Source organism: Kribbella sp. NPDC050820, from assembly GCF_040653975.1.
Lineage (GTDB): Bacteria > Actinomycetota > Actinomycetes > Propionibacteriales > Kribbellaceae > Kribbella.
This window is the reverse complement of the sequence record NZ_JBFAHB010000035.1, coordinates 13,817-36,913: the sequence shown is the minus strand read 5'-3', so window position 1 is coordinate 36,913 and position 23,097 is coordinate 13,817. Positions and strand designations below refer to the sequence as shown.

At 69.1% G+C, this 23,097-nt stretch carries 20 protein-coding genes and 1 pseudogene; 11 read left to right on the top strand and 10 right to left on the bottom strand.

What is annotated here, in order from left to right; translation table 11 throughout:
• Positions 1–34 precede the first annotated feature (34 nt).
• From AB0H36_RS26755 to AB0H36_RS26740, 4 genes are all read right to left on the bottom strand, one after another.
• Positions 35–1,231 carry an MFS transporter gene (locus tag AB0H36_RS26755; protein ID WP_360528938.1) on the bottom strand — a complete coding sequence of 399 codons (1,197 nt, stop codon included), beginning with the start codon at positions 1,229–1,231 and terminating at the stop codon, positions 35–37.
• 179 nt (positions 1,232–1,410) lie between these two features.
• On the bottom strand, positions 1,411–1,938 hold the full coding sequence (locus AB0H36_RS26750; protein ID WP_360528935.1) for a CGNR zinc finger domain-containing protein: 528 nt from the start codon (positions 1,936–1,938) through the stop codon (positions 1,411–1,413).
• Positions 1,935–2,390 carry a hypothetical protein gene (locus AB0H36_RS26745; RefSeq protein WP_360528932.1) on the bottom strand — a complete coding sequence of 152 codons (456 nt, stop codon included), beginning with the start codon at positions 2,388–2,390 and terminating at the stop codon, positions 1,935–1,937. The genes AB0H36_RS26750 and AB0H36_RS26745 overlap by 4 nt, the downstream gene beginning before the upstream one ends.
• A gap of 32 nt (positions 2,391–2,422) precedes the next feature.
• Positions 2,423–3,796, bottom strand: a complete 1,374-nt coding sequence (locus AB0H36_RS26740; RefSeq protein WP_360528929.1) for an alpha/beta fold hydrolase — start codon at positions 3,794–3,796, stop codon at positions 2,423–2,425.
• A gap of 100 nt (positions 3,797–3,896) precedes the next feature.
• On the opposite strand from AB0H36_RS26740, the gene AB0H36_RS26735 reads away from it, so the two are divergent.
• Together AB0H36_RS26735 and AB0H36_RS26730 are read left to right on the top strand one after the other, a co-directional pair.
• Positions 3,897–4,991 carry a sensor histidine kinase gene (locus tag AB0H36_RS26735; protein WP_360528926.1) on the top strand — a complete coding sequence of 365 codons (1,095 nt, stop codon included), beginning with the start codon at positions 3,897–3,899 and terminating at the stop codon, positions 4,989–4,991.
• Positions 4,988–5,653, top strand: a complete 666-nt coding sequence (locus AB0H36_RS26730) for a response regulator transcription factor (protein ID WP_360528923.1) — start codon at positions 4,988–4,990, stop codon at positions 5,651–5,653. The genes AB0H36_RS26735 and AB0H36_RS26730 overlap by 4 nt, the downstream gene beginning before the upstream one ends.
• Before the next feature lie 34 nt (positions 5,654–5,687).
• Here AB0H36_RS26730 and AB0H36_RS26725 read toward each other — a convergent pair whose 3' ends face one another.
• Complete coding sequence (locus AB0H36_RS26725) at positions 5,688–6,584, bottom strand: hypothetical protein (RefSeq protein WP_360528920.1); 897 nt, start codon at positions 6,582–6,584, stop codon at positions 5,688–5,690.
• Between the two features lie 139 nt (positions 6,585–6,723).
• Between AB0H36_RS26725 and AB0H36_RS26720 the strand changes: the two are divergent.
• A pseudogene (locus tag AB0H36_RS26720) lies at positions 6,724–6,849 on the top strand (hypothetical protein); the annotation flags it as partial.
• Positions 6,850–6,928: 79 nt separating this feature from the next.
• Complete coding sequence (locus AB0H36_RS26715) at positions 6,929–7,519, top strand: SDR family oxidoreductase (protein ID WP_360528917.1); 591 nt, start codon at positions 6,929–6,931, stop codon at positions 7,517–7,519.
• Here AB0H36_RS26715 and AB0H36_RS26710 read toward each other — a convergent pair.
• Positions 7,516–9,033, bottom strand: coding sequence for a fibronectin type III domain-containing protein (locus AB0H36_RS26710; RefSeq protein ID WP_360528914.1), 1,518 nt, complete (start codon positions 9,031–9,033; stop codon positions 7,516–7,518). The two genes, AB0H36_RS26715 and AB0H36_RS26710, sit on opposite strands and share 4 nt — an antisense overlap.
• Before the next feature lie 172 nt (positions 9,034–9,205).
• On the opposite strand from AB0H36_RS26710, the gene AB0H36_RS26705 reads away from it, so the two are divergent.
• On the top strand, positions 9,206–9,784 hold the full coding sequence (locus AB0H36_RS26705) for an isochorismatase family protein (RefSeq protein ID WP_360528911.1): 579 nt from the start codon (positions 9,206–9,208) through the stop codon (positions 9,782–9,784).
• A 116-nt stretch (positions 9,785–9,900) separates the two neighbouring features.
• Here AB0H36_RS26705 and AB0H36_RS26700 read toward each other — a convergent pair whose 3' ends face one another.
• Positions 9,901–10,128: a creatininase family protein gene (locus AB0H36_RS26700; protein ID WP_360528908.1), complete on the bottom strand. Its 228-nt coding sequence runs from the start codon at positions 10,126–10,128 to the stop codon at positions 9,901–9,903.
• Positions 10,129–10,276: 148 nt separating this feature from the next.
• Here AB0H36_RS26700 and AB0H36_RS26695 point away from each other — a divergent pair, with 148 nt between their 5' ends.
• On the top strand, positions 10,277–11,224 hold the full coding sequence (locus AB0H36_RS26695; RefSeq protein ID WP_360528905.1) for a hypothetical protein: 948 nt from the start codon (positions 10,277–10,279) through the stop codon (positions 11,222–11,224).
• A 57-nt stretch (positions 11,225–11,281) separates the two neighbouring features.
• Here AB0H36_RS26695 and AB0H36_RS26690 read toward each other — a convergent pair whose 3' ends face one another.
• The gene (locus tag AB0H36_RS26690; RefSeq protein ID WP_360528902.1) at positions 11,282–13,015 is read right to left on the bottom strand and encodes a 5'-nucleotidase C-terminal domain-containing protein; all 1,734 of its coding nucleotides are present in this window, start codon (positions 13,013–13,015) and stop codon (positions 11,282–11,284) included.
• A gap of 116 nt (positions 13,016–13,131) precedes the next feature.
• Between AB0H36_RS26690 and AB0H36_RS26685 the strand changes: the two genes are divergently transcribed.
• Together AB0H36_RS26685 and AB0H36_RS26680 are read left to right on the top strand one after the other, a co-directional pair.
• Entirely contained in the window at positions 13,132–13,926 is a 795-nt protein-coding gene (locus tag AB0H36_RS26685; RefSeq protein WP_360528899.1) for a polysaccharide deacetylase family protein, read from the top strand.
• Positions 13,927–14,020: 94 nt separating this feature from the next.
• The gene (locus AB0H36_RS26680; protein ID WP_360528896.1) at positions 14,021–15,187 is read left to right on the top strand and encodes a hypothetical protein; all 1,167 of its coding nucleotides are present in this window, start codon (positions 14,021–14,023) and stop codon (positions 15,185–15,187) included.
• An 18-nt stretch (positions 15,188–15,205) separates the two neighbouring features.
• On the opposite strand, the gene AB0H36_RS26675 is transcribed toward AB0H36_RS26680, so the two are convergent.
• Both AB0H36_RS26675 and AB0H36_RS26670 read right to left on the bottom strand, forming a co-directional pair.
• The gene (locus AB0H36_RS26675) at positions 15,206–15,727 is read right to left on the bottom strand and encodes a hypothetical protein (RefSeq protein WP_360528893.1); all 522 of its coding nucleotides are present in this window, start codon (positions 15,725–15,727) and stop codon (positions 15,206–15,208) included.
• Positions 15,728–15,857: 130 nt separating this feature from the next.
• A complete protein-coding gene (locus tag AB0H36_RS26670; protein WP_360528890.1) occupies positions 15,858–17,051 on the bottom strand; it encodes a homogentisate 1,2-dioxygenase domain-containing protein in 1,194 nt (397 codons plus the stop codon).
• Positions 17,052–17,124: 73 nt separating this feature from the next.
• Here AB0H36_RS26670 and AB0H36_RS26665 point away from each other — a divergent pair, with 73 nt between their 5' ends.
• The 3 genes from AB0H36_RS26665 to AB0H36_RS26655 all read left to right on the top strand — a co-directional run bounded on the left by AB0H36_RS26665 (position 17,125) and on the right by AB0H36_RS26655 (position 23,019).
• Positions 17,125–17,982, top strand: a complete 858-nt coding sequence (locus AB0H36_RS26665) for a hypothetical protein (protein WP_360528887.1) — start codon at positions 17,125–17,127, stop codon at positions 17,980–17,982.
• Positions 17,979–19,175 (top strand): fumarylacetoacetase, encoded by a 1,197-nt coding sequence (gene fahA, locus AB0H36_RS26660; RefSeq protein WP_360528884.1) that lies wholly within the window; start codon positions 17,979–17,981, stop codon positions 19,173–19,175. The genes AB0H36_RS26665 and fahA overlap by 4 nt, the downstream gene beginning before the upstream one ends.
• 97 nt (positions 19,176–19,272) lie before the next feature.
• The gene (locus AB0H36_RS26655) at positions 19,273–23,019 is read left to right on the top strand and encodes an endo-alpha-N-acetylgalactosaminidase family protein (RefSeq protein WP_360528881.1); all 3,747 of its coding nucleotides are present in this window, start codon (positions 19,273–19,275) and stop codon (positions 23,017–23,019) included.
• The last annotated feature ends 78 nt before the right edge of the window (positions 23,020–23,097 follow it).

Below are 23,097 nucleotides of genomic sequence, written 5' to 3'. Positions count from 1 at the left end.
TGCCAGGCCGTGGCGGCCGAGTGCGCAGCCCGCCTCACCGGACTATCCGGCCGAGGCGTGCCAGTGGGGACAGGCTGAGGGTCAGCGGGGACAGGAACAGACCGGCGATCGTGGCGGCGAGGGCTGCCCGGACGCCGAAGACGCCGGCCGCTGCGCCGCCGAGCAAGGCGCCGACCGGGGTCAGACCCATGCCGAGGAAGGCGATGGTGGCCACCACTCGGCCCTGCACGGTGTCCGGGGTGACGGCTTGGCGGATCGCCATGATGGCCACGTCGACGGTTTGGCTGAAGACGCCGTACAGGAAGTTGATGGTGACGAGGGCGGCCACGGTGACCGTGGTCGAGCCGTGCAAGGCGGCGGTCGAGAGCATCACCAGGTCGGAGATGAGCGCGGCGAAGACGACGACTCGGCCGTAGCCGAACCAGCGCGGCATCCGGCTGGAGAGCAGCGACCCGGCCAACGCACCCGGGCCGAAGGCCGCCAGGACGAGACCCATGGCCGCGCCCGGCAGTTCGAGCGAGCGGGACAGGAACAGGATGTACACCGTCATCATGGCGGTGAAGAAGAACTGGTAGACGCAGGTCGCCATCGCGATCGCCCGCAGCGAGCTGTCGCGGACGACCAGCCACAGCCCGTCCCGGATGCCGCCGGACGGGGCGACCGGCCGGGCGTCGGGAAGACGCCAGATCGAGACGACCGAGACCAGGAAGCCGACCGCGCTCCCCAGCACCGCGAGCGGTGCGGTGAGCAACGACACCAGCGCACCGCCGATCGCCGGCCCGGAGATCTGCGCCGCCGACTTGCTGCCCTCAAGGATGCTGTTGCCCTGGGCAAGCTGATCCTGGCGGACCAGCCGCGTGAAGGACGCCTGGCAGGCGACGTCGAAGCACACGCTGAACACGCCGATGACGAACGCGACGACGTACAGGAACGGCAGCCCGAGCGTCCACGCGATCGGGACGAGCCCGAGCAGGACGGCCCGGCCGAGGTCGGCGTACACCATCATCCGGCGCGCTCGCCACCGGTCGACCAGCACGCCGACGAACAGGGAGACCAGCAGGATCGGTACCTGCTGCGCGGCCCGCAGGCCGCCGAGCTGAGCAGCACTGGCGCCGAGCGAGACGACCGCTACCAACGGCAGCGTCACCTGACTGGCGTAGGCGGCGAACAACGAGGCGCTCTGGCCGATCCAGAGCTTGCGAAAGTCGGCTTCCGCCCACAAAGACGGCACAAGGATTCCTTCGAGTCAGCCCGAATCCGGGCAGGGGAAACCGTGCCACCTCCACCGAAGCAGCACGCGATGACAGGTGCGTCAGCGCGTGCCGGGGCGACCGACCATCACCAACTCCTCGCACTCTCGACTCCCCCGCACCCTAGCCACCGCGCTCCCGGCGGGGCCAGCGGATTTCCTCAGGTACGGCGTTCGCGGTAGGCGCGGGTTTTGGTCCGATTGCCGCAGCGGTCGGGCGAGCACCAGCGGGCGCGGCCCGGGCGGGACTGGTCGTAGAAGATCCAGTGGCAGTCGTCGGCAGGGCACATCTTGAGCCGGGTCCACCGGCCGCGAGCAGTGAGGTCGGCGGCGGTCAGGAGGAGTTTGGTGAGGGCTGCCTCGACGCCGGCACCTGCGGGGGACAGCGCGACACCGGAGTCTGGATCGACGGTGACGGTGAGCGTCAGGTCCAGGTGGGTTGCCTCGCCGGGGGTTTGCTTGGTGCCGTTGCGGAAGGCTGTGCGAAGGCGTAGCGCCTGCGCGAGGTGCGCTTTGGTGACTTGGCGGTTTTCGATGAGGTCGTGGTCTCGTAGCCAGTCGCGCAGGGCAGTCGGGGAATCCAAGGTGTCGTGGGGCTGCAGGCGTTCGCCGTGACGGCGGAACTCGCGGAGGTCGAGGGTGTTGACGAAGGCGTGGACCAGGGCGACGTCCGTGGGCAAGGACGTCATAGCTTGGCTTCGAAGCTGGCGGCGAGATACGCGTCGAGGTCCGGGCCGCCGGGGTTCGCGAGCACATGCTGCAGCCACGCGCGCCGTTCGAAGTCGGTGACCGCGAGCTCCCAGACACAGCCGATCGCAGCGCTCGAGTGTGGCGCGAGCTGGTCCGGCTCGTCGCCCGGAGCCGACAGCATCCGCTGGTGGATCTCGTTCTGCGCGGCCCACCAGTCGATCAGGACGTACGAACGCCGGCCGGCCTCGTGGACGATGACGAACCCGACGCCATGCGGCTCGTCATCGTCCAGGAAGGTCGGCAGTTGCTTCACGGCACGCTCAGCCGCCGCGACCAGAGCAGCATCAGGCCGGCCGCTCTTCGCGATGCCGTAGTACTTCACCCGCCACCCGTCGAGCTCTCGCAGTCCGAGGTAGCTGATGGTTCGCGGCTGGTGCGGTCCCGTGATCATCTTGCGACACTAGTTACTGCAATTAACTGGTGTCAACAACGGATACCACGCGGCGGTACGACGCCGTCCGCGAAGTAGGCGTCGATCTTCGCGCGGGCGCAGGCGTTGACCATGTAGAGCGTGTGCCCCGGACCGTCGTGGTACACGGACCCGCTCCCCGGGACCTGGTCGATCACCCGCGCGGCCGAGTCGTACTCGCTCCAGTTGCCGGCCATCAGCAACGGCGGCAGTCCCTTCGGCAGCGCGGCCGGCTCGTTCTGCACCGGCACCGGCCAGCCGACACACGACAACATCGCGTAGGCGATCGTGCCGGATGCACCCGTGTACGGCGCTGCCGCCTCCATCCGCCGTACTTGTCGCTGCAGCTCGCGCTGGTTGGCCGGCCGCGGCCAGTCGGTGCACTCGACCACGCCGGGCGTCGGCGTGTACGGGTACGGCGGGTTGGGCCGAGCCGGCGTGAACCCGGACGCGTCACCCGCGAGGGCCTGCTTGATCGCCTGGGTCAGCTTCGGGTACGCCTCGGGCCCGCGCCTCGCGAGCTGGAGTCCGAGCGCCCGCAGGTCGTTCCCGTCGTACGTCGTCCCCGCTGCCGGAGCCGGGATCGGCGTGCGACTCGCCTTCGCCACGAGCCGTTGCCACTGCGCCGGTGAGCATTTGCACCAATCGAAGTAGCGCGTCAGGAAGCTCTGCACGTCCCGCGCAAGCTTGGGCAACTCACGGTCCCAGTTGGCCGCGCTGTGGTTCCAGGTCCCGTCCAGCACGAGGGCGCGGACGTGGTGCGGGTAGAGCCGGGCGTACGCCTGCGCCAGGAAGCCGCCGTACGACGCCCCGTAGAAGTTGACCTTCGACTCGCCGAGCGCCTGCCGGATCGCCTCGAGGTCGTGCGCCTGGCTGGCCGAGTCCATCGACTCGAACAGTTGTGGATCTTTCGCCTGGCACTTCGACGCCACGGCCCGGTTCGCCGCCGCGAGCCGGTCGAACTCGGCCTGGTTGCGCGGCAGCCGCGGCAGTCGCGCCCCACTCCACTCGCAGTCCAGGTTGGTGCTCAAGCCGGGCACGTTGGGTCCGCCGCGCATGTCCCAGGTGACGATGTCCATCTGCTGCCGCAACCCGGCGAACGCCTCGGCGCCGCCGTACGAGCGCATCAGGTCGATGCTCATCCCCATCGGCCCGCCGAAGTTGACCAGCACCGAGCCCTGCGGGTTGGCGGCGGTCGAGCGCAACCTGCCGACCATCAAGGTGAGCTGCCGGCCGCCCGGGTCGTCCCAGTCGACCGGGACCTGCATGGACGCACATTCGATCCCGACCTCGCCCGGCCCACCGGGGCACTCGCCCCAGTCCAGGCTCGGTGCCGGCACTGTCACCGCGTTCATCGCGAGCGCAGCGATCGTGAGTAGTTTGACCATGCCGGCCACGCTGCCGTCGATGGCAGGCGAGCACATCGGACGGCGGGCCGACAGACCTGGGTCCGAGGTCGGCGGCCGGCCGGTCGGTTAGGTTCGTCGAGTGACGGAGTCCGCGTTGACCCGGCGACAGTTGATCGCCGCCGACTGCCTCATCGCCGTCGTGTACGCCTTCACGGCTCCTTCGGACGCTCCTTGGTGGTCCCTGATCTTGATGGTGGCGCTCGCTGTGCCGGTCGCCATCCGACGGATCTGGCCGCTGCCGACGCTGGCCGCCGTACTCGTCGCATCCGCCGCCGCGATCGCCACCCAGACCCTGCGCGACCCGCTGCTGGCCGCCTGCTACGTCCTGTACGTCGTCGGCCTGACCTACGCGCGACCACGGCCGCCGGCAACCAGGCGCCTGGTCAGCGCGGGCGGCGGAACCGCCTTCGTCGTCCTCGTCCTCGCCCTGATCGGCGGCTCGCCGCAGGGTTCGACGAGTGTCGTCCTGGTGCTGACCGGCCTGGCCGGCATGTACGGCGCCTGGACGCTAGGTCGCGTGGTCCGGGATCGGCGCGCCGCGGCGGTGCGGGCGGCCCAAGCGCTCGCCGAGCAGGCGGTCTCGGACGAACGGCTCCGGATCGCCCGCGAGCTGCACGACATCGTTGCCCACAGCATGGGACTGATCGCGGTCAAGGCCGGCGTCGCCAACCACGTCCTGCACGTCAAGCCCGACGAGGTCTCGGACGCGCTGGCCGTCATCGAAACCACGAGCCGCGACGCACTGGTCGAGCTTCGCCACATGCTCAGCCTCCTGCGTACGACGGATGAGCCGCCGACGGCAGGTCTGTCCGCGCTCCCGGAACTGGCGGCCCGGGTGGAATCCACCGGGGTCCAGGTCGAACTCCTCGTCGAAGTGACCGACCCGCTCCCGGAGGCGGTCGAGCTGGCGGTCCATCGTATCGTCCAGGAGTGCTTGACCAACGTCACCAGACACGCGCGAGCACGTCGTTGCCGGGTGCACGTTTCCGGTGACGCATCCGCCGTACGGCTCGAAGTAACCGATGACGGCGTGGGCGGAACGGTGACCGAAGGGCATGGGCTGATCGGGATCCGGGAGCGGGTGAGCATGTACGGCGGGACGTTCCGGGCCGGGCCTCGATCGCCGACCGGCTTCGAGGTCGTCGTCCAACTGCCGATCGGAGTGCGCGCGTGACCGACATCCGGGTCCTGGTGGCGGACGACCAGGCGTTGTTGCGCGGCAGCTTCCGGGTGCTGATCGACACCACTCCCGGTCTCGTGACGGTCGGCGAGGCAGCGGACGGCGTGGAAGCCGTCGAGCTCGCCCGCCGCGAGCGGCCGGACGTCGTCCTGATGGATGTCCGGATGCCGCGACTCGACGGGATCGAGGCCACGCGGCAACTCTGTCGCGAGGACGCCGGGGTGCGGGTGCTGATCCTGACGATGTTCGACCTGGACGACTCCGTGTACGCCGCCCTGCGCGCCGGCGCGAGCGGGTTCCTCCTGAAGGACGTCCCGCCCACTGAGTTGCTCCAGGCAATCAAAGTCGTGGCGGCCGGCGAAGGGCTGCTCGCACCCTCCATCACGCGCCGGCTGATCGCCGAGTTCGCCCGCCTGGCCGAGCCCGGCCAGGCGCCGCTGCACGGACTCGACGGCGTGACCGAGCGCGAGCGCGAGGTCCTGTCCCTGATCGCCCGCGGCCTGTCCAACAAGGAGATCTGCGACCACCTGCACGTCGGCCACGGCACTGTGAAGACGCACATCGGCCACCTGCTCGCCAAGCTCCACGCCCGCGACCGCGCCCAACTCGTCATCACCGCCTACGAGTCGGGCCTGGTTCAGCCACGACGGCGGTAGCGGCCGGCGGATCGGACCGCCGGCCGCCCGAAGCTCACGCGCCGGTCGGCAGGTCGCGGTCCCGGCGCCAGGAGAAGTTCACCGGGTTGGTGAACGTTCCGGGCACCTTGCCGAGGCCCTTGATCACGGTGGCGCCGTGGCCGACGGCGTACAGGTAGCCGTTGCCGGTGTCCTTGTCGATGCCGAGCAGCAGCGTGCCGGTGCTGCCGCAGCGCGCCGTCACCAGCGACTCGAACCCCTGCCAGGTGGAGCTCCGAACCTTCTTCACCACCGGCTTCATCGGGGTCGTGGTCGGGATCCGGACCGTGTAGAGCCCACCGCTGCCGGTGTTCATCAGGAACGTGTCGTAGGTCCTGGTCTGGCTGATCAATGCCATCGCCTTGACCGCCCCGAACCCGGTCGCCGTACCACTGGGCCGCCAGACCGGCTGCCCGGCGTTGTGGGTGACGTTCCAGCGCTGCAGGATCCCGTCGGTCCGCAGACCGTAGCCGGTCCAGCGCTCGGTCGTCGACGACGTCAGGACGGTCGACAGGTCGAGCGCCTTGAACGCTCCCCAGCCGCCCCCGATCCGATCCATCGATCCGAAGGGCCCGCTGCCGTCCGGCTCCATCACGTACCCGTGCTCGTACAGCACGGTTCCCAAGGTGACCAAGCCGGAGTGGATCGTCCCGGGCAGTTCCGCGTGCGACCCGTACTCCCAGCTGCTGCTGAGCCGGGCCTGGCCGTCCGGATAGAGGCCCCGGGCAACGACCCTGTTCTCTGTCCGGGTGATCGGCGCGGTCGCCCGGAACCCCTGGATCCAGTGGTCCCCGCCGGCCGTCACCGCCCCTGCTTTGACCTCACAGGCAGCTGCGGCCCCCGCCGTACTGCCGTGTGCCGTGGATGGCGCCGCCGCGACCAGCAAGCCGGCCGCCAAGATCGTCGCCGCCATCGTTCCCCTGATGCCATACCGATTCATCTCTCACCCCCGGTAGAAAAGCACTACCCGAGGGGATGCACGGCACGCCGCAAAAGTTGCCTTGCATCCTGGTAGTTAGACGGCTAAGTTTTGTGATTAGCCGACTAACTACATGAAGGGTACGGCAATGGACCTGGGGTTGCAGGATGTGGCGGTGCTGGTGACGGGTGGGTCGTCCGGGATCGGGCGGGCTGCTGCGATCGGATATGGGCGGGAAGGGGCGCGGGTTGCGATCACCTACAACGCGCGCAAGGACGCGGCCGAGGCGGTGGCCGAGGAGATCGAGGCGGCGGGGCGGTACGGCGTACGTCGTACCGATGGATCTGAACGAGCCGGACACCATCGCCGCCGCGGTGGAAGCGACCGTGCAGCGGTGGGGCGGGCTGGACGTGGTGGTGGGGAACGCGGTCAACTGGGGCAACGCCGGGTTCCACGACCGGCCGATGAAGGTCGAGGACGGCCCGGCCGACTGGTGGGTTCCGGTGATGCGCGGCAATCTCGAGGGCAACTACCACCTCGTGCAGCAGGTGGCGCCCGCGTTGCGACGGTCGGAGCACGGCCGGCTGGTACTGATCTCGACGGACCTGGCCGAGCGCGGTCTGCCCGGCTCCTGGCCGTACTCCGCCGCGAAGGCCGGGCTGCACGGCCTGGTCGCGAGTCTCCAGCACGACCTGGGCCAGGACGGCGTACTGGTCAACGTGGTGATGCCCGGGATCACGCTGGAGAACGGTGAGCACCGGGCGATCCCGAAACCCGCGCTCGAGCAGATCGCGGCCACGTTCAGCGCCCGCAAACTGCCGGACACCGCCGAACTGGCCAACGCGATCCTGTTCCTCACCTCACCGCGGACGACCGCGATTCAGGGCGAGATCCTCCGCGTCACCGGCGGCAGCCTGATCCCGGGCTAGCGGATCCTGACAGCGGCGGCCGCGCTCCTCCGGACGTTGCGGCCGTCGCTGACCTCGACCTGGTAGGCGACCGACTGGCCGCTGGTCAGGCCGCTGTCGCTGAACGTCGTCACGACAGGCTTGGTCCACGAGTACGACGTACGCTTCCAGCTCCCCACCTTCGTCTTGCCCCGGTACAGCGTGTAGGTCAGCGAGATGTTGTCCAGGTCGAGCACGGTCGGGAAGCTGACCGCCGCCCGGTTGACCCGGGTGCTGGACACCTTCGGCGCCGCCGGCAACCCCGGCCGCGCGCCACCGGGAGCGTTGGTGAAACGGGTCAGCCCCTGCTGGGAGACGCCGTTCACCCGGGTGAAGTCGCCGCCGACCCAGACGTCGTTGCCGCCGGACGCTAACGCCAGCGGACCGACTTCGGTGCTGCCGCCCGCGTTCGTGTTCGGGAACCACGGGCCGAGCTTGCCGGTGATTCCGCTGTAGACCAGCAGGTGGTGCATGCCGGTCTTGTCCGAGAAGCCGCCGTCCCGGCTGCAGTCGTGCGCGTGCGAGCCCTTGTAGACCCAGTTGCCGATCGCCTTGACCGCCTCGGTTGCGCCGAGGCACTTGCTCTGCCACAGCAGCTTGCCGGTCGACGCGTCGGCCGCGAGCACACCGTCGTAGCAGCCGATGCCGCTGCCGGCGTTCGCGACGAAGACCTTGTTGCCGAGGATGTCGATGTCCTTGACCCGGCTGTCACAGTCGACCGTCTTCGCCGGGATTGCCGCGGCGGCCGGCATCGAGTAGGCAGCGCCCGTGGTGGTGTTCAGCATCGCGAGCGCATGGTGCGGCACACCCTGCAGGGTCATGAAACCGCCGCCGACGAAGACCCGCTTCCCATCCGCCGAGAGCTCGATCGCGTGCACGTCGTCGTCGGCGTCCGGGTTCCAGGACGTCAGGACACCGGTCCTCAAGCTGATCGCGGCCAGCCGGTTCCGGACCACGTTGTCCACCCGGCCGAACGAACCGCCGACGTAGACGGTGTTGCCTCGGATCGCCAGCGCCGCGACCCGGTAGTTGATCGCCGGGTCCCAGCCGCTGACGAGCTCACCGGTCGCCGCGCTGAACAACGCGACCCGCTTGCGGGACACCCCGTTGACCGTGGTGAAGTCGCCGCCGATGACGACCCACTTGCCGTCCGGGCTCGTGGCGATGCTCCACACCGCGCCGTTCAGCGTCGGCGCGAACCGCGTCGGCAGACCGGTGCTGCGGTTGAAGGCGGCGAGGTAGGTCCGGGCCGCGTCACCTTGCCCGAGCGCCTTGCCGGGCTGCCGGATCCGGGTGAACAGGCCACCGGCGTACACGGTGTTCCCGGCGACGGCGAGCGCGTTCACGCTGGCGTTGGTCTGCCAGGTCGTCTGGCTGACCGCCGACACCGCCGAGGCGAACCCCGGCGCCGCGGCCTCCACCGGACGGCCCGAGGGAATCAGGGCCGCAGCAACCACGGCCGCGGTCGTGACCACCGCCAGAAAAGCCTTCTTCATCATGAATCCCCCGTGCGCGAACCCGACTTGTGACCCGACCTGTGACGTTGTGCCACCACACGATAACTGTCAGCGCAGGCCGGGGCGAAAACGCACCCGCGGCGCGCGCTCGCCGTACCGGGGTGGTGACACTTGTACCGTGGGCACAGGACCCTGGAGAAGGAGCGTCGCGATGGCCCGGGCACTGATTGTGGTTGACGTGCAGAACGACTTCTGCGAAGGCGGGAGCCTGGCCGTCAAGGGTGGTGCGGACGTGGCGTTCCGAATCGGCGAGCTGCTGCACAAGTGGTACGAGGCCGACCCGGGTGACAAGCAGTACGAGTACGTCGTGGCCACCCGGGACCATCACATCGACCCGGGCGACCACTTCTCCAAGACCCCCGACTACATCGACTCCTGGCCGCGGCACTGCGTCGCCGGCACCGACGGCGTCAGCTTCCACCCGAACATGGACCCGCAGCCGTTCGACGCGATCTTCGACAAGGGTGAGTACGCGGCCGCCTACTCAGGCTTCGAGGGCAAGTCCCACGGCGACGGCCGGGCGCTCGCGGACTGGCTGCGGGAGAAGGGCGTCACCGACGTCGACGTCTGCGGGCTCGCCACCGACTACTGTGTCCGCGCGACCGCCCTGGACGCCAAGCAGGCAGGCTTCGGTACGACGGTCCTGACCCGGCTGACCGCGGGAGTCGCCCCGGCGACGACCGAGCAGGCTCTCACCGAGCTCAGCGCCGCCGGGGTCAAGCTCACCTGACCGGCGCCCCCGGGCCGAGTGGGATCCCGAGCGCCCACCAGGAACTGCCGCCAACCGTGCTCCCGCAGGCTGGCGACCCCGTCCCTGAGCACGTTCATGAAGGTTGCCGGAGACAACTACACCGTCCCGGGGAAGGCCATGTGATGCGGCGAGGCGCCGTACGGGACGGCCGGGGCGACCACTGCACGCCCACCCAGCGGCTCGGCCACGAGGTCGGCGACACCCACGGCCCACACGGTGTCGGTGGCCATCGCCATCCCGCCGCCGTGCTGTTCCTGCGCCCCGACCGGGATGATGACCAACGGCGCCCGCCGTACGGCGTCCTGCGCCTCGTCGGTCGTCATCTCCGCGAGTCTCCGGAGACTTTTCGCCACCCGCTGACACTTTTCCTCCGCACAACGGCTGCTCATGCGAGCTCCGGGCTTGCGGAGGAACTTGTAGTGGCGGGTGTGTGGGCTCGGGGTGGACCGGGGTGGTGCTTATCGTGCCGGGGTGGATGAGCGGAGTTTCGGGGCGGGTGTCACGGCCAGTGTGTTCGGGGGGCTGGGGATTGGGGTGGGCGTCGGGGTGGTGGTCGGGATCGTTGGGACGGCGATCTCGGCTGGGGAGTGCCTGCCTGAGGAGGAGTGCCTTGCGGTTCTGAGCGGTATGGCGTACGGCCTCATCGCCGGTGTGATCGCCGCCGCCATCGCGGTAATCGTGCTGGCGGTTCGGTTGCGGGTGGGCGGGATCTTCGGGGTCGGGGTGGCTGTGGCCATGGGGTTGCTCGTCGGCGCGGTATGGGTTGCGATGTTGGGGCAGGCTCGGTTGCTCGTGTTTCTGGCTGGGGTCGTGCTTGTCGTCGCCTGCGTGCTCAACAGCAGCCAGCGGCGGCAGTGGGCTCGGCCGTCGCGGGGTTCGCTGCTGGTTGCGGCCGGGTTTCTGGTGCTCGCCGGGCTGCCTGCGGGGTGGATGTTGGGCGACGTGTGGTCCGAGCAGCAGCGGATCGAGGAAGTCGTCGAGCGGCCGCTGCAAACCGACCTGGACGGCACCTGGCCGTACTCCGTTGAGTACTCGAGCACGGGGATCGACTACCTAGTCTTCGAGCCGCCGTCCAACGGTTCCCGCATCGCCGAGGTGGAGGTCAGCATCCGCAACCTCGCCCCCGACCAGGCACCCTGTACCGGCTTCACCGACGTGACCGGAGGACCGGTCACGCAGTGCTCGGAGGTTGAACCCGGCCTGTGGCAAGCACGCGGCCCCGAAGGCGAGAGCCGGTACTTCGTGCACGCCGACGAACGCCAGTGGGCCTACGTACGAGCCGGGACGTACGGCGGCGGCGACGCCCAGCGCAGGCACGATGCGCGCGCCGAGCAGATCGCCCGCGACCTTGAACCGCGCTCCGCCTGGCCGCTCGCCGCAGACTCCGTCGGCTGCGGCTTCTGCGAGTGGCTGACCTAATTCAGGCCAAGCCCAGCGGCGCGAGCTTGGAGAGGTTGAGCACAGCGACCACATACATCAGGGGTTGATGATGATGGGAGCACCGCCGGAGACCAAGGACCAGTCACCGCCAACGAAGGTGGCCGGGTCGACAGTGCCGGTGGCGGTGACGTAGTCGATCATCAGCTGGCGGATCTCGACCTGGCGGTTGTAGACGACCGGGGCGGTCGTGATGTGGGGGAAGTTGCCGCCGCCCGACTGCCGGTAGTTGTTCACGGCCACGACGAACTGCTGGTCCGCCGCCACCGCGACTCCGCCGTACGCGAGGTCCGTGATTCGTGACCCGACCGGCTTCGCGATGTCGATCACGTAGCTGAGCGGCTTCGTCAGCCCGCCGACGATGTCGTAGTTGTAGTCCGGCGTGCCGTTCGGCGCGGTCTGCGTCGGCGCGTTGGTCACCTGATCGGACGTGAACGGCCCGGTCCCCATCACCTGCTTGTAGTACTGCGCGGAGTACTCCAGGTACTCCCCGAGCTGCGTCCCCGTCATCGTCACCGCGAGCAAACTGTTGTCGAACACGTACAACCCGGCCACGTCCCGGATCGACACGTCACCCGCCGGGATCGCCGCCGCCCGGTTGAACGGCGCGACGATCGCCAGCACCGGCAGCGCGGCCTCCGGCGTACCGGCGAGCGCCTTCGCGACCGCGTCGGCCTGGATGAAGGTGACGAAGTCCAGCGCGGTGGTGCTCTCCCACGGCGCGGTCGCCGCGGACATCGCCTCCGTGCAGGTGCCGATCCTCGAGTTCACGTACTCGATCACCGTGTCGTGGTCCTGCTGCAGTACGGCGACCACGTTCGGGTCCGCGTCGACGGTGTTTGCGTTCAGCACCTGGGCATGCCGATCGACGACCTTCCACTGGCCGTGGTCGTTGCGCATGTCCAGCTCGATCAGCGACAACCGCATGCCCCACTTCAGCGGCTCGGTCAGCACTGCCTGCTCGCCGGTCTGGAGGTTCGTCACCAGCCGCTCGGGGATCTCCTGGTGCGCGTGCCCGACGAGTACGGCGTCGATGCCCGGCACGGTCTCGACCATCAGCGCGGACGCGTTCTCGGGGACCGGCAGGGCGTCGCCGTACGACGAGGACAGACCCATCCCGGAGTGCACGGCCACGATCACCACGTCCGCGCCGGCCTCGCGAACCCGCGGGACCCACACCTGCGCGAGCTCGACGACACCGCCGAACTTGATCTTGTTCTCGACCACCGCCTTGTCCCAGATCGCGATCCCGGGGTTGGTCAGGCCGAGGATGCCGACGGTGATCGGCTGCTCGCCCGGCACCTGCATCTGCTTCAGCACGTACGGGGGGAAGACGGGCTCGCCGGTCGTCCAGTCCTGCGCGTTCGCCCCAAGCAGCGGGAAGTCGAGTTGCTGCTGGAACTTCCGCAGCACATCGAGGCCGTAGTTGAACTCATGGTTGCCCAGGGCTGCGGCGTCGTACCCGATCTCGTTCATCGCGGCTGCGACCGGGTGCAGGTGGCCGTCGGTGATCGGGGCGATCCTGGCGAAGTAGTACGCGAGCTGGGTGCCCTGGATGGTGTCGCCGGCGTCCAACAGCAGCGGGCGCGGGGCGCGCGGGTCGGCGGCGATCCGATCCCGGACCGCGGTGACCAGGGTGGATACCTTCGCCAGCCCGATGTCGTTGTGCGCGGAGTCGTCGTACTCAGTGTCCTTGAAGTAGTCCCAGTTGAGGACGTTGCCGTGCAGGTCGGTGGTGCCCATCACGGTCAGCCGGACCGTCTCACCAGTCATGCATCCGCCTCACGAGTCGCTCACGCCGGGACTGCCGGCCTGGACCGCAAACGATACGGCCGACGCGCCCCACCCCGATGCCGGGTTGGCCCCGCATGCACGAGAGGATGCCCGTCATGACCAAGCCGCCCGGCAAGCTTCTGCCGTTGGTCGCCGCCCTCCTCTGCGGTGCCGTTCTCGCCCAGGCCGCCGAACCGGCCGACCACTCTGTCACCAGTGCAGCGCCTGCGATGCAGGCCTCAACCCATGCGCCGTTGACGATTCCCGTCGTACGTCATCCGGCCGCGGTGCCGCGGAAGAAGCAGCAGCCGGCGCGGCAACGCCGTACGTCGACCACGGCAACATCCACGACGACCGACTGGAACCTGGCTGCGCACGGCAAGGTCCTGTACCTGACCTTCGACGACGGGCCGCAGAAGGAGTGGACGCCGAAGGTCCTGCAGGTGCTGGCGAAACACCGCGCCAAGGCAACATTCTTCGTCCTCGGCCGCGAGGCGGCCGCGCATCCCGACCTGGTCGCGCTGACCAGGGCGGCGGGTCACCGGATCGGCAACCACACCTGGGATCACCCGAGGCTGACCAAGCTCCCCGCGGACAAGATGCGGCAGGAGATCCTGACCGGGGTGAAGTCGAAGTGCTTCCGGCCGCCGTTCCGGGACACGAACGCGCACGTCGAGGCGGTCGCCGCGTCGAACCACCAGCGCCAGGTGCTGTGGGACGTCGACACTCTCGACTGGTCCAAGCCGGGTACGGCGAAGATCGAGCGAGCGATCCTGAAAGGAGCAAGGCCCGGCGCGATCATCCTGCTGCACGACGGCGGCGGCAACCGCTCCGAGACCGTCGCCGCGCTCGACCGCGCGCTCACTCAACTGACTCGCCAGGGGTACACCTACCAGGCCCTGCCCTGCTAGCGAACAAAGTCGGCATACTCTGCGTCACAGTCGGGGACGGAGCCGCTACCTCACGACCGGCGGACTGCCGGATCGTGACCCAAGGAGCTCACCGATGCAGAAAAACCGAACCCTGATCGCTGTGGTGGCAGCCGTCGCCATGGCTGCGGTCGCCACTGGTGGCGCCGTCGCCTACCGCCAGGGTCCCCGTGCCGACGCGGAGTCTGCCGCCAAGCCGCTCGGCGGCCTGCCGACCCCGGCCGGCGCGACCACGCCGAGCCCGTCCACGCCGAGCCGGACGCCGAACGCCTCCACGGTCGCCGTGAAGCCGACGCAGAAGGCCTCGGGCCCGGTCAAGACGGCCGTCGTACTCGACAAGCTGCCCATCGGACGGGTGCCGCAGATCGCCTACCTGAGCGGCCGGACGGTCCGCGGTGGAGCCGGTGGGGACGTCAAGGTCCCCGGCTTGCAGGACATCCACGCGATCGCGCGGCTGCGGCAGTCGGTGCTCGCGGTGGTGAGCGCGGGCGACAACACGACCGAGATGCTGACGCTGGGCTCGGACGGCGCCATCTTGCGGCGGACTCCGAACGTCACCGGGATCGTCACCACCGAGGACGGTACGGCCGCGGCGTACAACACCACCCTGATGTCCGATCTCGGTGAGGACGAGGCGGGCACCACCGTGTACGCGGAAGCGGACAAGGTCCAGAAGGTCACCGTGCCAGGGGTTTGGCACGCGACCCTGCTCGGCTACGTCAACAGCAAGGTCTACTTCCAGGCCTCGGGCACGCAGGACGGCAAGACCTGGACTCTGTACGAGTGGACTCCGGGCGCCGCGAAGGCGACCGCGCTCAAGAGCGTGTCGAAGCCGACGGCTGTGTCCGGCGATGGTGCGGTGGCCGCGTCGCTGACCGCTCTGAACGACCAGCACAGCTGCACGAGTGTGCTGTCGATCGCGAGTGGCAAGCGGCTGTGGCGCACGTGTGAGTACCAGGTCGACAGCTTCACGCAGGACGGCTCCACCGCGATCGCCGGCCCCATCTACCGCGACGGGTACGGCGACGGCATGGCAGCCGCCCTGGATGCGAAGACCGGCCGCCTGCTGCACGAGTGGTCCGGCGTCTTCCTGCAGACAGTCGCCGAGGACGACCAGCACCTGCTGATCCGCGCCGACACCGGTCAGGAGACGCGAGCCGCGATCATCCGCTGCACCATCTCCACCGGCGCCTGCGAACTGGCCACCCCGCTCGCCACTGGCAACCTCATGATCGGCAGCTAACGAGCCACCCCAGGCCGGTCAGGTGACGACGCCGGCGCGGCCGCCGGAGAAGTGCTTGAGCGCCTGGTCGATGACGTGCACCGGCTGGTCGAGCGCGTTCACCAGGAAGAGCCCGGTCGGCCGGAGCAGCGGGTTGGGCTTGACGACGGTCCGTACGGCTGGCTGGTCCAGACCGCGGACGCCAGCCGTGGTGGCGCCGATGCCCGGAGCGAGCTGAAGCTCCAGCGCGTACTGCCCGAAGAGTTTCACCTGCCGGAACCCCTGGACGGTCTGCCACGGCAACACCACCGGGTACGCCGCCCCTTCACACGCCAACTCGAGCGCCTTGGGCGACATCCGCATCGCGATCGGCTGCACGTCGTTGGCGTCGTACCACCGCTGCCGCTCGCCGTCGAGCCGGAAGAACAGCACCGTGCTCAGCACCAGCGGCGCCATCGCCACGATCAGCAACAACGCAAACGGCCACAGGCCCGCTCCCCGAAACGACACCAACGCGTACAGCGCCGCCAGGATCCCCACCACGCCGAGCGCCAGCGTCACCCACGCTCCCCGCCGCTGCACCCTCCGCACATGCACCCGCCGCCCCCGCACCGCCTCCCGATCAATACCCACCACAAACGCCCCATCCACACTCACCCCCCAAGACTCCCACAGCCACCCCAACCGCGGTTCAGGTGTTGCGGCGGCCGGACCAGGTCCAGGCGTAGACGCCGTCGTCTACTGCTTGGCCGGCTTCGCCTAGTTCGAGGGGGCGGAAGGTGTCGACCATGACGGCGAGTTCTTCGAAGCGTTCGGCGCCGAGGGAGGCTTCGATGGCTGCGGGCTGCGGCCCGTGGGCGTAGCCGCCGGGGTGCAGGGAGATGGAGCCGAGGCCGATGCCGGAGCCCTTGCGCGCCTCGTAGTCGCCGCCGCAGTAGAACATCACCTCGTCGGAGTCGACGTTCGAGTGGTAGTACGGCACCGGGACGGACAACGGGTGGTAGTCCACCTTCCGCGGCACGAAGTTGCAGACGACGAAGTTGTAGCCCTCGAACACCTGGTGCACCGGCGGCGGCTGGTGGATACGCCCCGTGATCGGCTCGTAGTCGCTCACGTTGAACGTGTACGGGTACAGGCACCCGTCCCACCCCACCACGTCGAACGGATGCGTCGCGTACACCATTCGCGACCCGACGATCCCGCCCGGCCCGTTGCCGCGATGCTTCACCAGCACCTCGACGTCGTTGCCCTCCACAACCAACGGCTCGGCCGCCGCATGCAGGTCGCGCTCACAGTACGGCGCGTGCTCGAGGAACTGCCCGTACCGGGACAGGTACCGCTTCGGCGGCGCGATGTGCGAGTTTGCCTCGATGCTGTACGCGTGTACGCCGTCCACCCCCGGCAGCCAGCGGTGCGTCGTCGCCCGCGGGATGATGACGTAGTCGCCCTCGACCGCGTTCAGCACACCGAACACGGTCTCCACGGTCGCCGACCCCTTCTCGACGTACACGCACTCGTCGCCGATCGCGTTGCGGTAGTGCGGCGACGGCTGCTCGGCGACGACGTACGAGATCCGGACGTCGCCGTTGCCGAGCACCAGCCGCCTGTCCTCCACCGCGTTGCTCTTCGACGTGTCCGTGAACAGATCGTGCAGCTTCAGATGCCGCGGCGTGAGCGGATGGTTCGCGACGGTGGCGAGGTCGGGCAGCTCCCACACCTGCGAGTCGACGATCGCGGACGGTACGCCGGCGTGATACAGCAGCGACGAGTCCGACGAGAACCCCTCCTCCCCCATCAGCTCCTCGTAGTACAGCCCGCCGTCCGGTTTCCGGAACTGGGTGTGCCGCTTCGGTGGAATCTCCCCGACCTGCCGGTAGAACGCCATCTCACTGACTCCAGGTGTACGATAGTCGAACGCATGCGTCCGCTTACCGAAAGCATCCGTTAGGCTCGGACCCATGTCAACCGTCCCTGCCCTGTTCCGGCACCTGGTCGACGACGCCTCCGTGTTCCCGCCCGGGGACCTGCCGCTGGCCGAGGCGGTCGCCGCGCACCGGGCGCACCGCCAGTCCGCGTACGCCGACCTGGTCGGGCCGTTCGTGTGCGCCGACGAGGACCTGATGAAGGTCGCCGCCGAGGCCGCCCGGACCGGGCCGGCCCCGCTCGAGGTCACCGTCGTGATCACCGGCGGCGCCGGTGGCATCGAGCCCGCCGTCCGGTACGGCGACCGGTCCGCCGACGTCGAGGTGAAAGCGGTCGAGGTGCGGCTGCGCAACGAGGAAGACCTGTCCCGCAACGCGCTCCGCGTGGTGCGTGCCTGCGACGACTGCCTGGACGAGGAGAACGCGTTCGTCGAGGTCGGCCTGGACGGCGCCTGGGAGCGCGCCCTGGACGTCGTCGCCGACGCCGGGTACGCGGCCAAGCTCCGCACCGGCGGCCTCGACGCCGCGCTGTTCCCGTCGGAGGCCCAGGTCGCGGCGTTCATCACCGCCTGCCTCGATCGTGAGGTCGCGTTCAAGTGCACGGCCGGCCTGCACAACGCCGTGCGGCACACCGCGGCAGACACCGGGTTCGAGCACCACGGGTTCCTCAACGTGCTGCTCGCCACTCGCGCCTCGCTCGACGGCGCTTCGCAGGACGAGTTGGCCGCCGTACTGGCCGATCGCGACGCCGAGCAGCTCGCGGCCCGCGCGAACGAACTCTCGGACGACCAGGCGGCAAGCACCCGCCGATGGTTCACCTCGTTCGGCTCCTGCAGCATCGAGGAGCCGCGCCACGACCTGACCGCCCTCAAACTGATGGAGGCTCAGCAGTGAGCTGGATCGACATCCCCGCGGGCTCGCCGTTCGGGCCGGACAACCTGCCGCTCGGCGTGTTCCGGCACAACGACGAGGAGCCGCGGGTGGGCGCCGCGATCGGCGACCAGGTCATCGATCTCGCGCCGGTCGCGTCCGCGCAGATGCTGGACGGATCGCAGCTGTTCGCCCGGCCGTCGCTGAACGACTTCCTCGCGCTCGGCCGCCCGGCCTGGCAGGCGACCCGGGAGTGGCTGCTCGACCTGGTCCGCAACGAGAACGACCGCGACGTGGTCGAGCCGCACCTGATCCCGCAGTCCGCGGTGACGATGCAGCTGCCGTTCGAGGTCGGCGACTACGTCGACTTCTACGCCTCCGAGCACCACGCGACCAACCTCGGCCGGCTGTTCCGGCCGGACTCCGAGCCGCTGCTCCCGAACTGGAAGCACCTCCCGGTCGGCTACCACGGCCGGTCCGGCACGATCGTTGCCAGCGGCACCGAAATCGTCCGCCCGTCCGGTCAGCGCAAGGCCCCGGACGCGCCCGCGCCGACCTTCGGACCGTCCCAGCGCCTCGACATCGAGGTCGAGCTCGGCTACGTCGTCGGTACGCCGTCCACGCTCGGCAAGCCCGTCTCCGTCGAGGACTTCCGCGAGCATGTGTACGGCGTGGTGCTGGTGAACGACTGGTCGGCACGGGACCTGCAGGCGTGGGAGTACGTCCCGCTCGGCCCGTTCCTGGGCAAGTCGTTCGCCACCTCGATCTCCCCGTGGGTGGTGTCACTCGACGCGCTCGCGGAGGCCGCCGTACCGCTGCCGGCGCAGGATCCGCCGGTCCTTCCGTACCTGGCCGGCGAGAAGCTGGAGAACTACGACATCACCTTCGAGGTCCGGCTCAACGGGCACCTGGTGAGCTCGCCGCAGTACAAGGAGACCTACTGGTCGCCGGCCCAGATGCTCGCCCACATGACCGTCAACGGCGCCTCGGTCCGCACCGGCGACCTGTACGCGTCCGGCACGATCAGCGGGCCCGAGCCGGACCAGCGCGGCTCGTTCATCGAACTCACCTGGGGCGGCCGCGAGCCACTCACCCTCGACGGCAAGCAACACACCTTCCTCGAGAACGGCGACCAAGTGACCATCACCGCCTGGGCCACCACCCCCGCAGGCCCCCTCGGCCTCGGCGAGGTGACCGGCAAAATCCTTCCTGCCTGAACCCAGCCCACTCCGCCGAGCCGAAGGCGAGGCTGATCTTGTTCATTACTGTTCGTTTCTCTTGACCTGCTAGCGGTTACGTGCGAACTTTCTCCGCATGAAACGTTCAGTGGGGCATGGGGTACTGGCTGTAGCGCTGGCTGCCGGTGTGCTGAGCGTGCCTGCGGGCGCGCACGCCGCCGGCCTGACGCTGCGGTCGAACGAGCTGACGGTCACCGTGGGAGCCGACTTCCCACGCGTGATCAAGTACGTCGACAACGCGTCCGGCCAGGCGCTCGGCGGCCAACCGGAGACGATCTCGACAGTCACGATCGACGGTGTCGCGCGGACCGCGCACCTGACCGCGCCACCCGCGGTCAGCGGCAGCACGGCGTCGTACGAACTCGCCTTCGACGCGCTTCCCGGCGTCGAGCTGGACGCGAGCCTGAGCGTGACCGGGCGGGTGACGACGTTCAAGGTCGACGCCGTCCGGGACACCGAGGCGTCGCGGGTGCACACGATCGACATCCCGAACCACGATCTGGTGTCCGTCGCCAGCACCGACACCGGCGCGACGACCGCGTTCACCACGCTCGACCCCGACTCGACCCGGACCGCGGACAAGATCACTCCGATCACATCCGCAACGCCCGCGGAGCCGTCCGCGACCGGAGCGGCGTACGCCTTCGTGAACACCACCGGCCTGGCCGCCGGCATCGAGTCGAACTCGGTCTACGACAAGCCGTCCGGCCAGTCCGTCGACGACGGCGCCCGGTTCTGGCACCGCGCCCGGAAGGCCGCCGACGGCACGACCCGCGTCGGCGTCTGGAGCGGCCAGTGGACGTACCGCGCCGACACCTCGCCGTACACCGAACCGCTGCCCTGGGCGAAGGTCGTGGTCACCCCCGACGCGAACCAGGACCAGACGGTCGACTGGCAGGACGGCGCGATCGCGTTCCGCTCGATCATGACCGGGCCGAAGGGCGGCGACCAGGTCAAGGACCGCGTCGTCACGCACATCCCGTTCAACTTCGCCAGCCAGGCGACGCACCCGTTCCTGCGCACTCTGGACGACGTGAAGCGGATCTCGCTGGCCACCGACGGCCTCGGCCAGATGGCGGTGCTGAAGGGGTACGGCTCGGAGGGCCACGACTCGGCGCACCCGGACTACGGCGGCAACTACAACACCCGGGCCGGCGGTCTCGCCGACCTCAACACCCTGCTGAAGAAGGGCAAGGCCTGGAACGCCGCCTTCGGGGTGCACGTGAACGCGACCGAGTCGTACCCGGAGGCGAACGCGTTCAGCGAGGACCTGGTCGACAAGAACGCCAAGGGCTGGAACTGGCTGAACCAGAGCTACTACATCAAGCAGCGCCCTGACCTTGCCTCCGGCAACATCGTGAAGCGGTTCCAGCAGCTCCGCGACGAGACCGACGCGAACCTGCAGGAACTGTACATCGACGTGTACTACCAGTCCGGCTGGCTGGCCGATGGCCTGACCCGGCAGCTGGCTGATCAGGGGTGGCAGATCGCCACCGAGTGGGCCGACCGGCACGAGCGGACGTCGCTGTGGTCGCACTGGGCCAACGACCTCGACTACGGCGGCGCCACCAACAAGGGCCTGAACTCGAAGATCATCCGGTTCGTCCGCAACCACGAGAAGGACGTCTGGAACAACGACCCGATCCTCGGCCAGACCAGCCTGGTCGAATTCGAGGGCTGGACCGGCGAGACCGACTGGAACGCGTTCTACCCCAACATCTGGCAGAAGAACCTGCCGGCCAAGTACCTCCAGCAGCAGCAGATCACCGACTGGAACGCCGACGGCATCAGCTTCACCGGCGGCGTCCGGGGGACGGTCGAGAACGGCAAGCGGACCGTGTACGACGGAACCGCGAAGGTGCTCGACGGCGACAAGTACCTGCTGCCGTGGGACGGCAACAAGAAGCTGTACCACTACAACCCGGCCGGCGGCCGCACCACCTGGCAGCTCCCGGCAGCCTTCAACCGGGTCGAGAAGTTCTCGGTCTACAAGCTGACCGACACCGGCCGGGTCAAGGTCGCGAGCGCCCCGGTCCGCAACGGCGCCGTCACCCTCGACGCCACCGCCGGCCAGCCCTACGTCCTCTACCCCGACGCGGCGCCGACCCCGAGTCCGGCGAACTGGGGTGACGGCTCGCACCTGAAGGACCCGGGCTTCAACGCCGGCAACCTGCAGGCCTGGGACGCCACCGGCGCGACGATCGCCCGGCTGGACAACGGTCAGTACGTCGCGAGTCTCGGCGCCAAGGCGTCGTCCCTGCGGCAGCGCATCACCGGCCTCACCGCCGGCCGCACTTACAGCGCCTCCGCCTGGATCGAGGTCGAGCCCGGCAAGTCCCGTCCGACCACCATCACCGTCGACGGCGTCAAGAACACCATCACCCGCTCGACCGCCCAGAACATGGTTGCCTCGGACGACAAGCACGACGCGTACTACCAGCGCGTCCGCGTCGTCTTCACCGCCAAGGGCACCACCGCTCAACTTGCCGTCGGAGCGGCGGCCGGCGCCGCCAAGGTCCGGATCGACGACGTCCGCGTGGTCGAGACCAAGCGGCCCGCCGCGGGGTTGGTCGATGACTTCGAGAACGTCGACCAAGGCTGGGGCCCGTTCGTGAAGGGCGACTCCGGCGGTGTCACCGACCCACGGACGAGCCTCGCGAAGAAGCACGCGCCGTACACGCAAGCAGGGTGGAACGGGAAGCTCGTCGACGACGTGCTCGACGGCGAGTGGTCGCTCAAGTCGCACGAGGAGAACGCGGGCCTCGTCTACCGCACGACGCCGTGGACGGTGAACTTCCAGCCCGGTCACAAGTACAGGGTCAGCTTCGGCTACGAGAGCGGTCGCGCCGGCCAGTACGCCTGGGTGCAGGGCGTCGACCGGCCGGACTCCGTCGAGGTCAAGGCGGCGCCGATCGGTGAGCGACGGACGAAGGCGACCTTCAGCCAGGAGTTCGTGGCCGGTTGCGGCGGCGACTACTGGGTCGGCCTGCGCAAGCTGTCCGGCGGTGGCGACCAGGCCGATTTCATCCTGGACGACTTCGCCGTCACCGACCTGGGTACGACGTCCGAGCCGGCCGACTGCACGTCGATCGCGCTGACCGGCGTGACCGGCCTGGTCTCCGGCGAGGCGAACACCCTCGTCACCACGTTCACCAACAACGACGTTGTGGCCGCCAAAGACATCACGCTGGGGCTGACCGCTCCCGACGGCTGGACGGTCACGGCAACGACTCCGGCGACCCACGCGACCGTTGCTGCGGGCACCAGTGTGACGACGAAGTGGGATGTCACGCCGCCGGCCGGCACGCCGGAAGGCAAGTACATGCTGACGGCAACAGGTGGCCGCGCGACGACCACCGCAGAGGCGACCGTCCTGCCGCCGGGGATCGTGCCGCAGTCCCGGATCACGGTGGCCGACGTGAGCAGTGAGGACGTCGCCACCGGTGGGGCCGCGACCGAGGCGCTGGACGGAAACCCCAGCACACTCTGGCATTCCGCCTGGTCTCAGGTGTCGCCGCCGGCCGGTTTCCCGCACCACATCACGCTCGACCTCGGATCGACGTACCAGGTGGACGGGTTCGGCTACCTGCCGCGGCAGAGCGGGACGAACGGGATGTTCAAGGGCTACGAGCTCTACGTCAGCGCCGACGGCCAGGACTGGGGCACGCCGGTCGCGACCGGTGAGTTCCCGAACTCGACGGCCAACCAGCGGCTCAGCTTCACCGCCAAGCCCGGCCGGTACGTGAAGTTCGTCGGCACGAGCTCGCTCAACGGCGCGGTCTTCGGCTCGGCCGCCGAGCTGAACGTCTACGGGACCAGGTAGCGGGCCCCGACCACGCCAACTGGGGGCCCTGCACAGGCTATTTCCTCTGCAAGGCCCCCAGTTTCTGTCACCACCCCC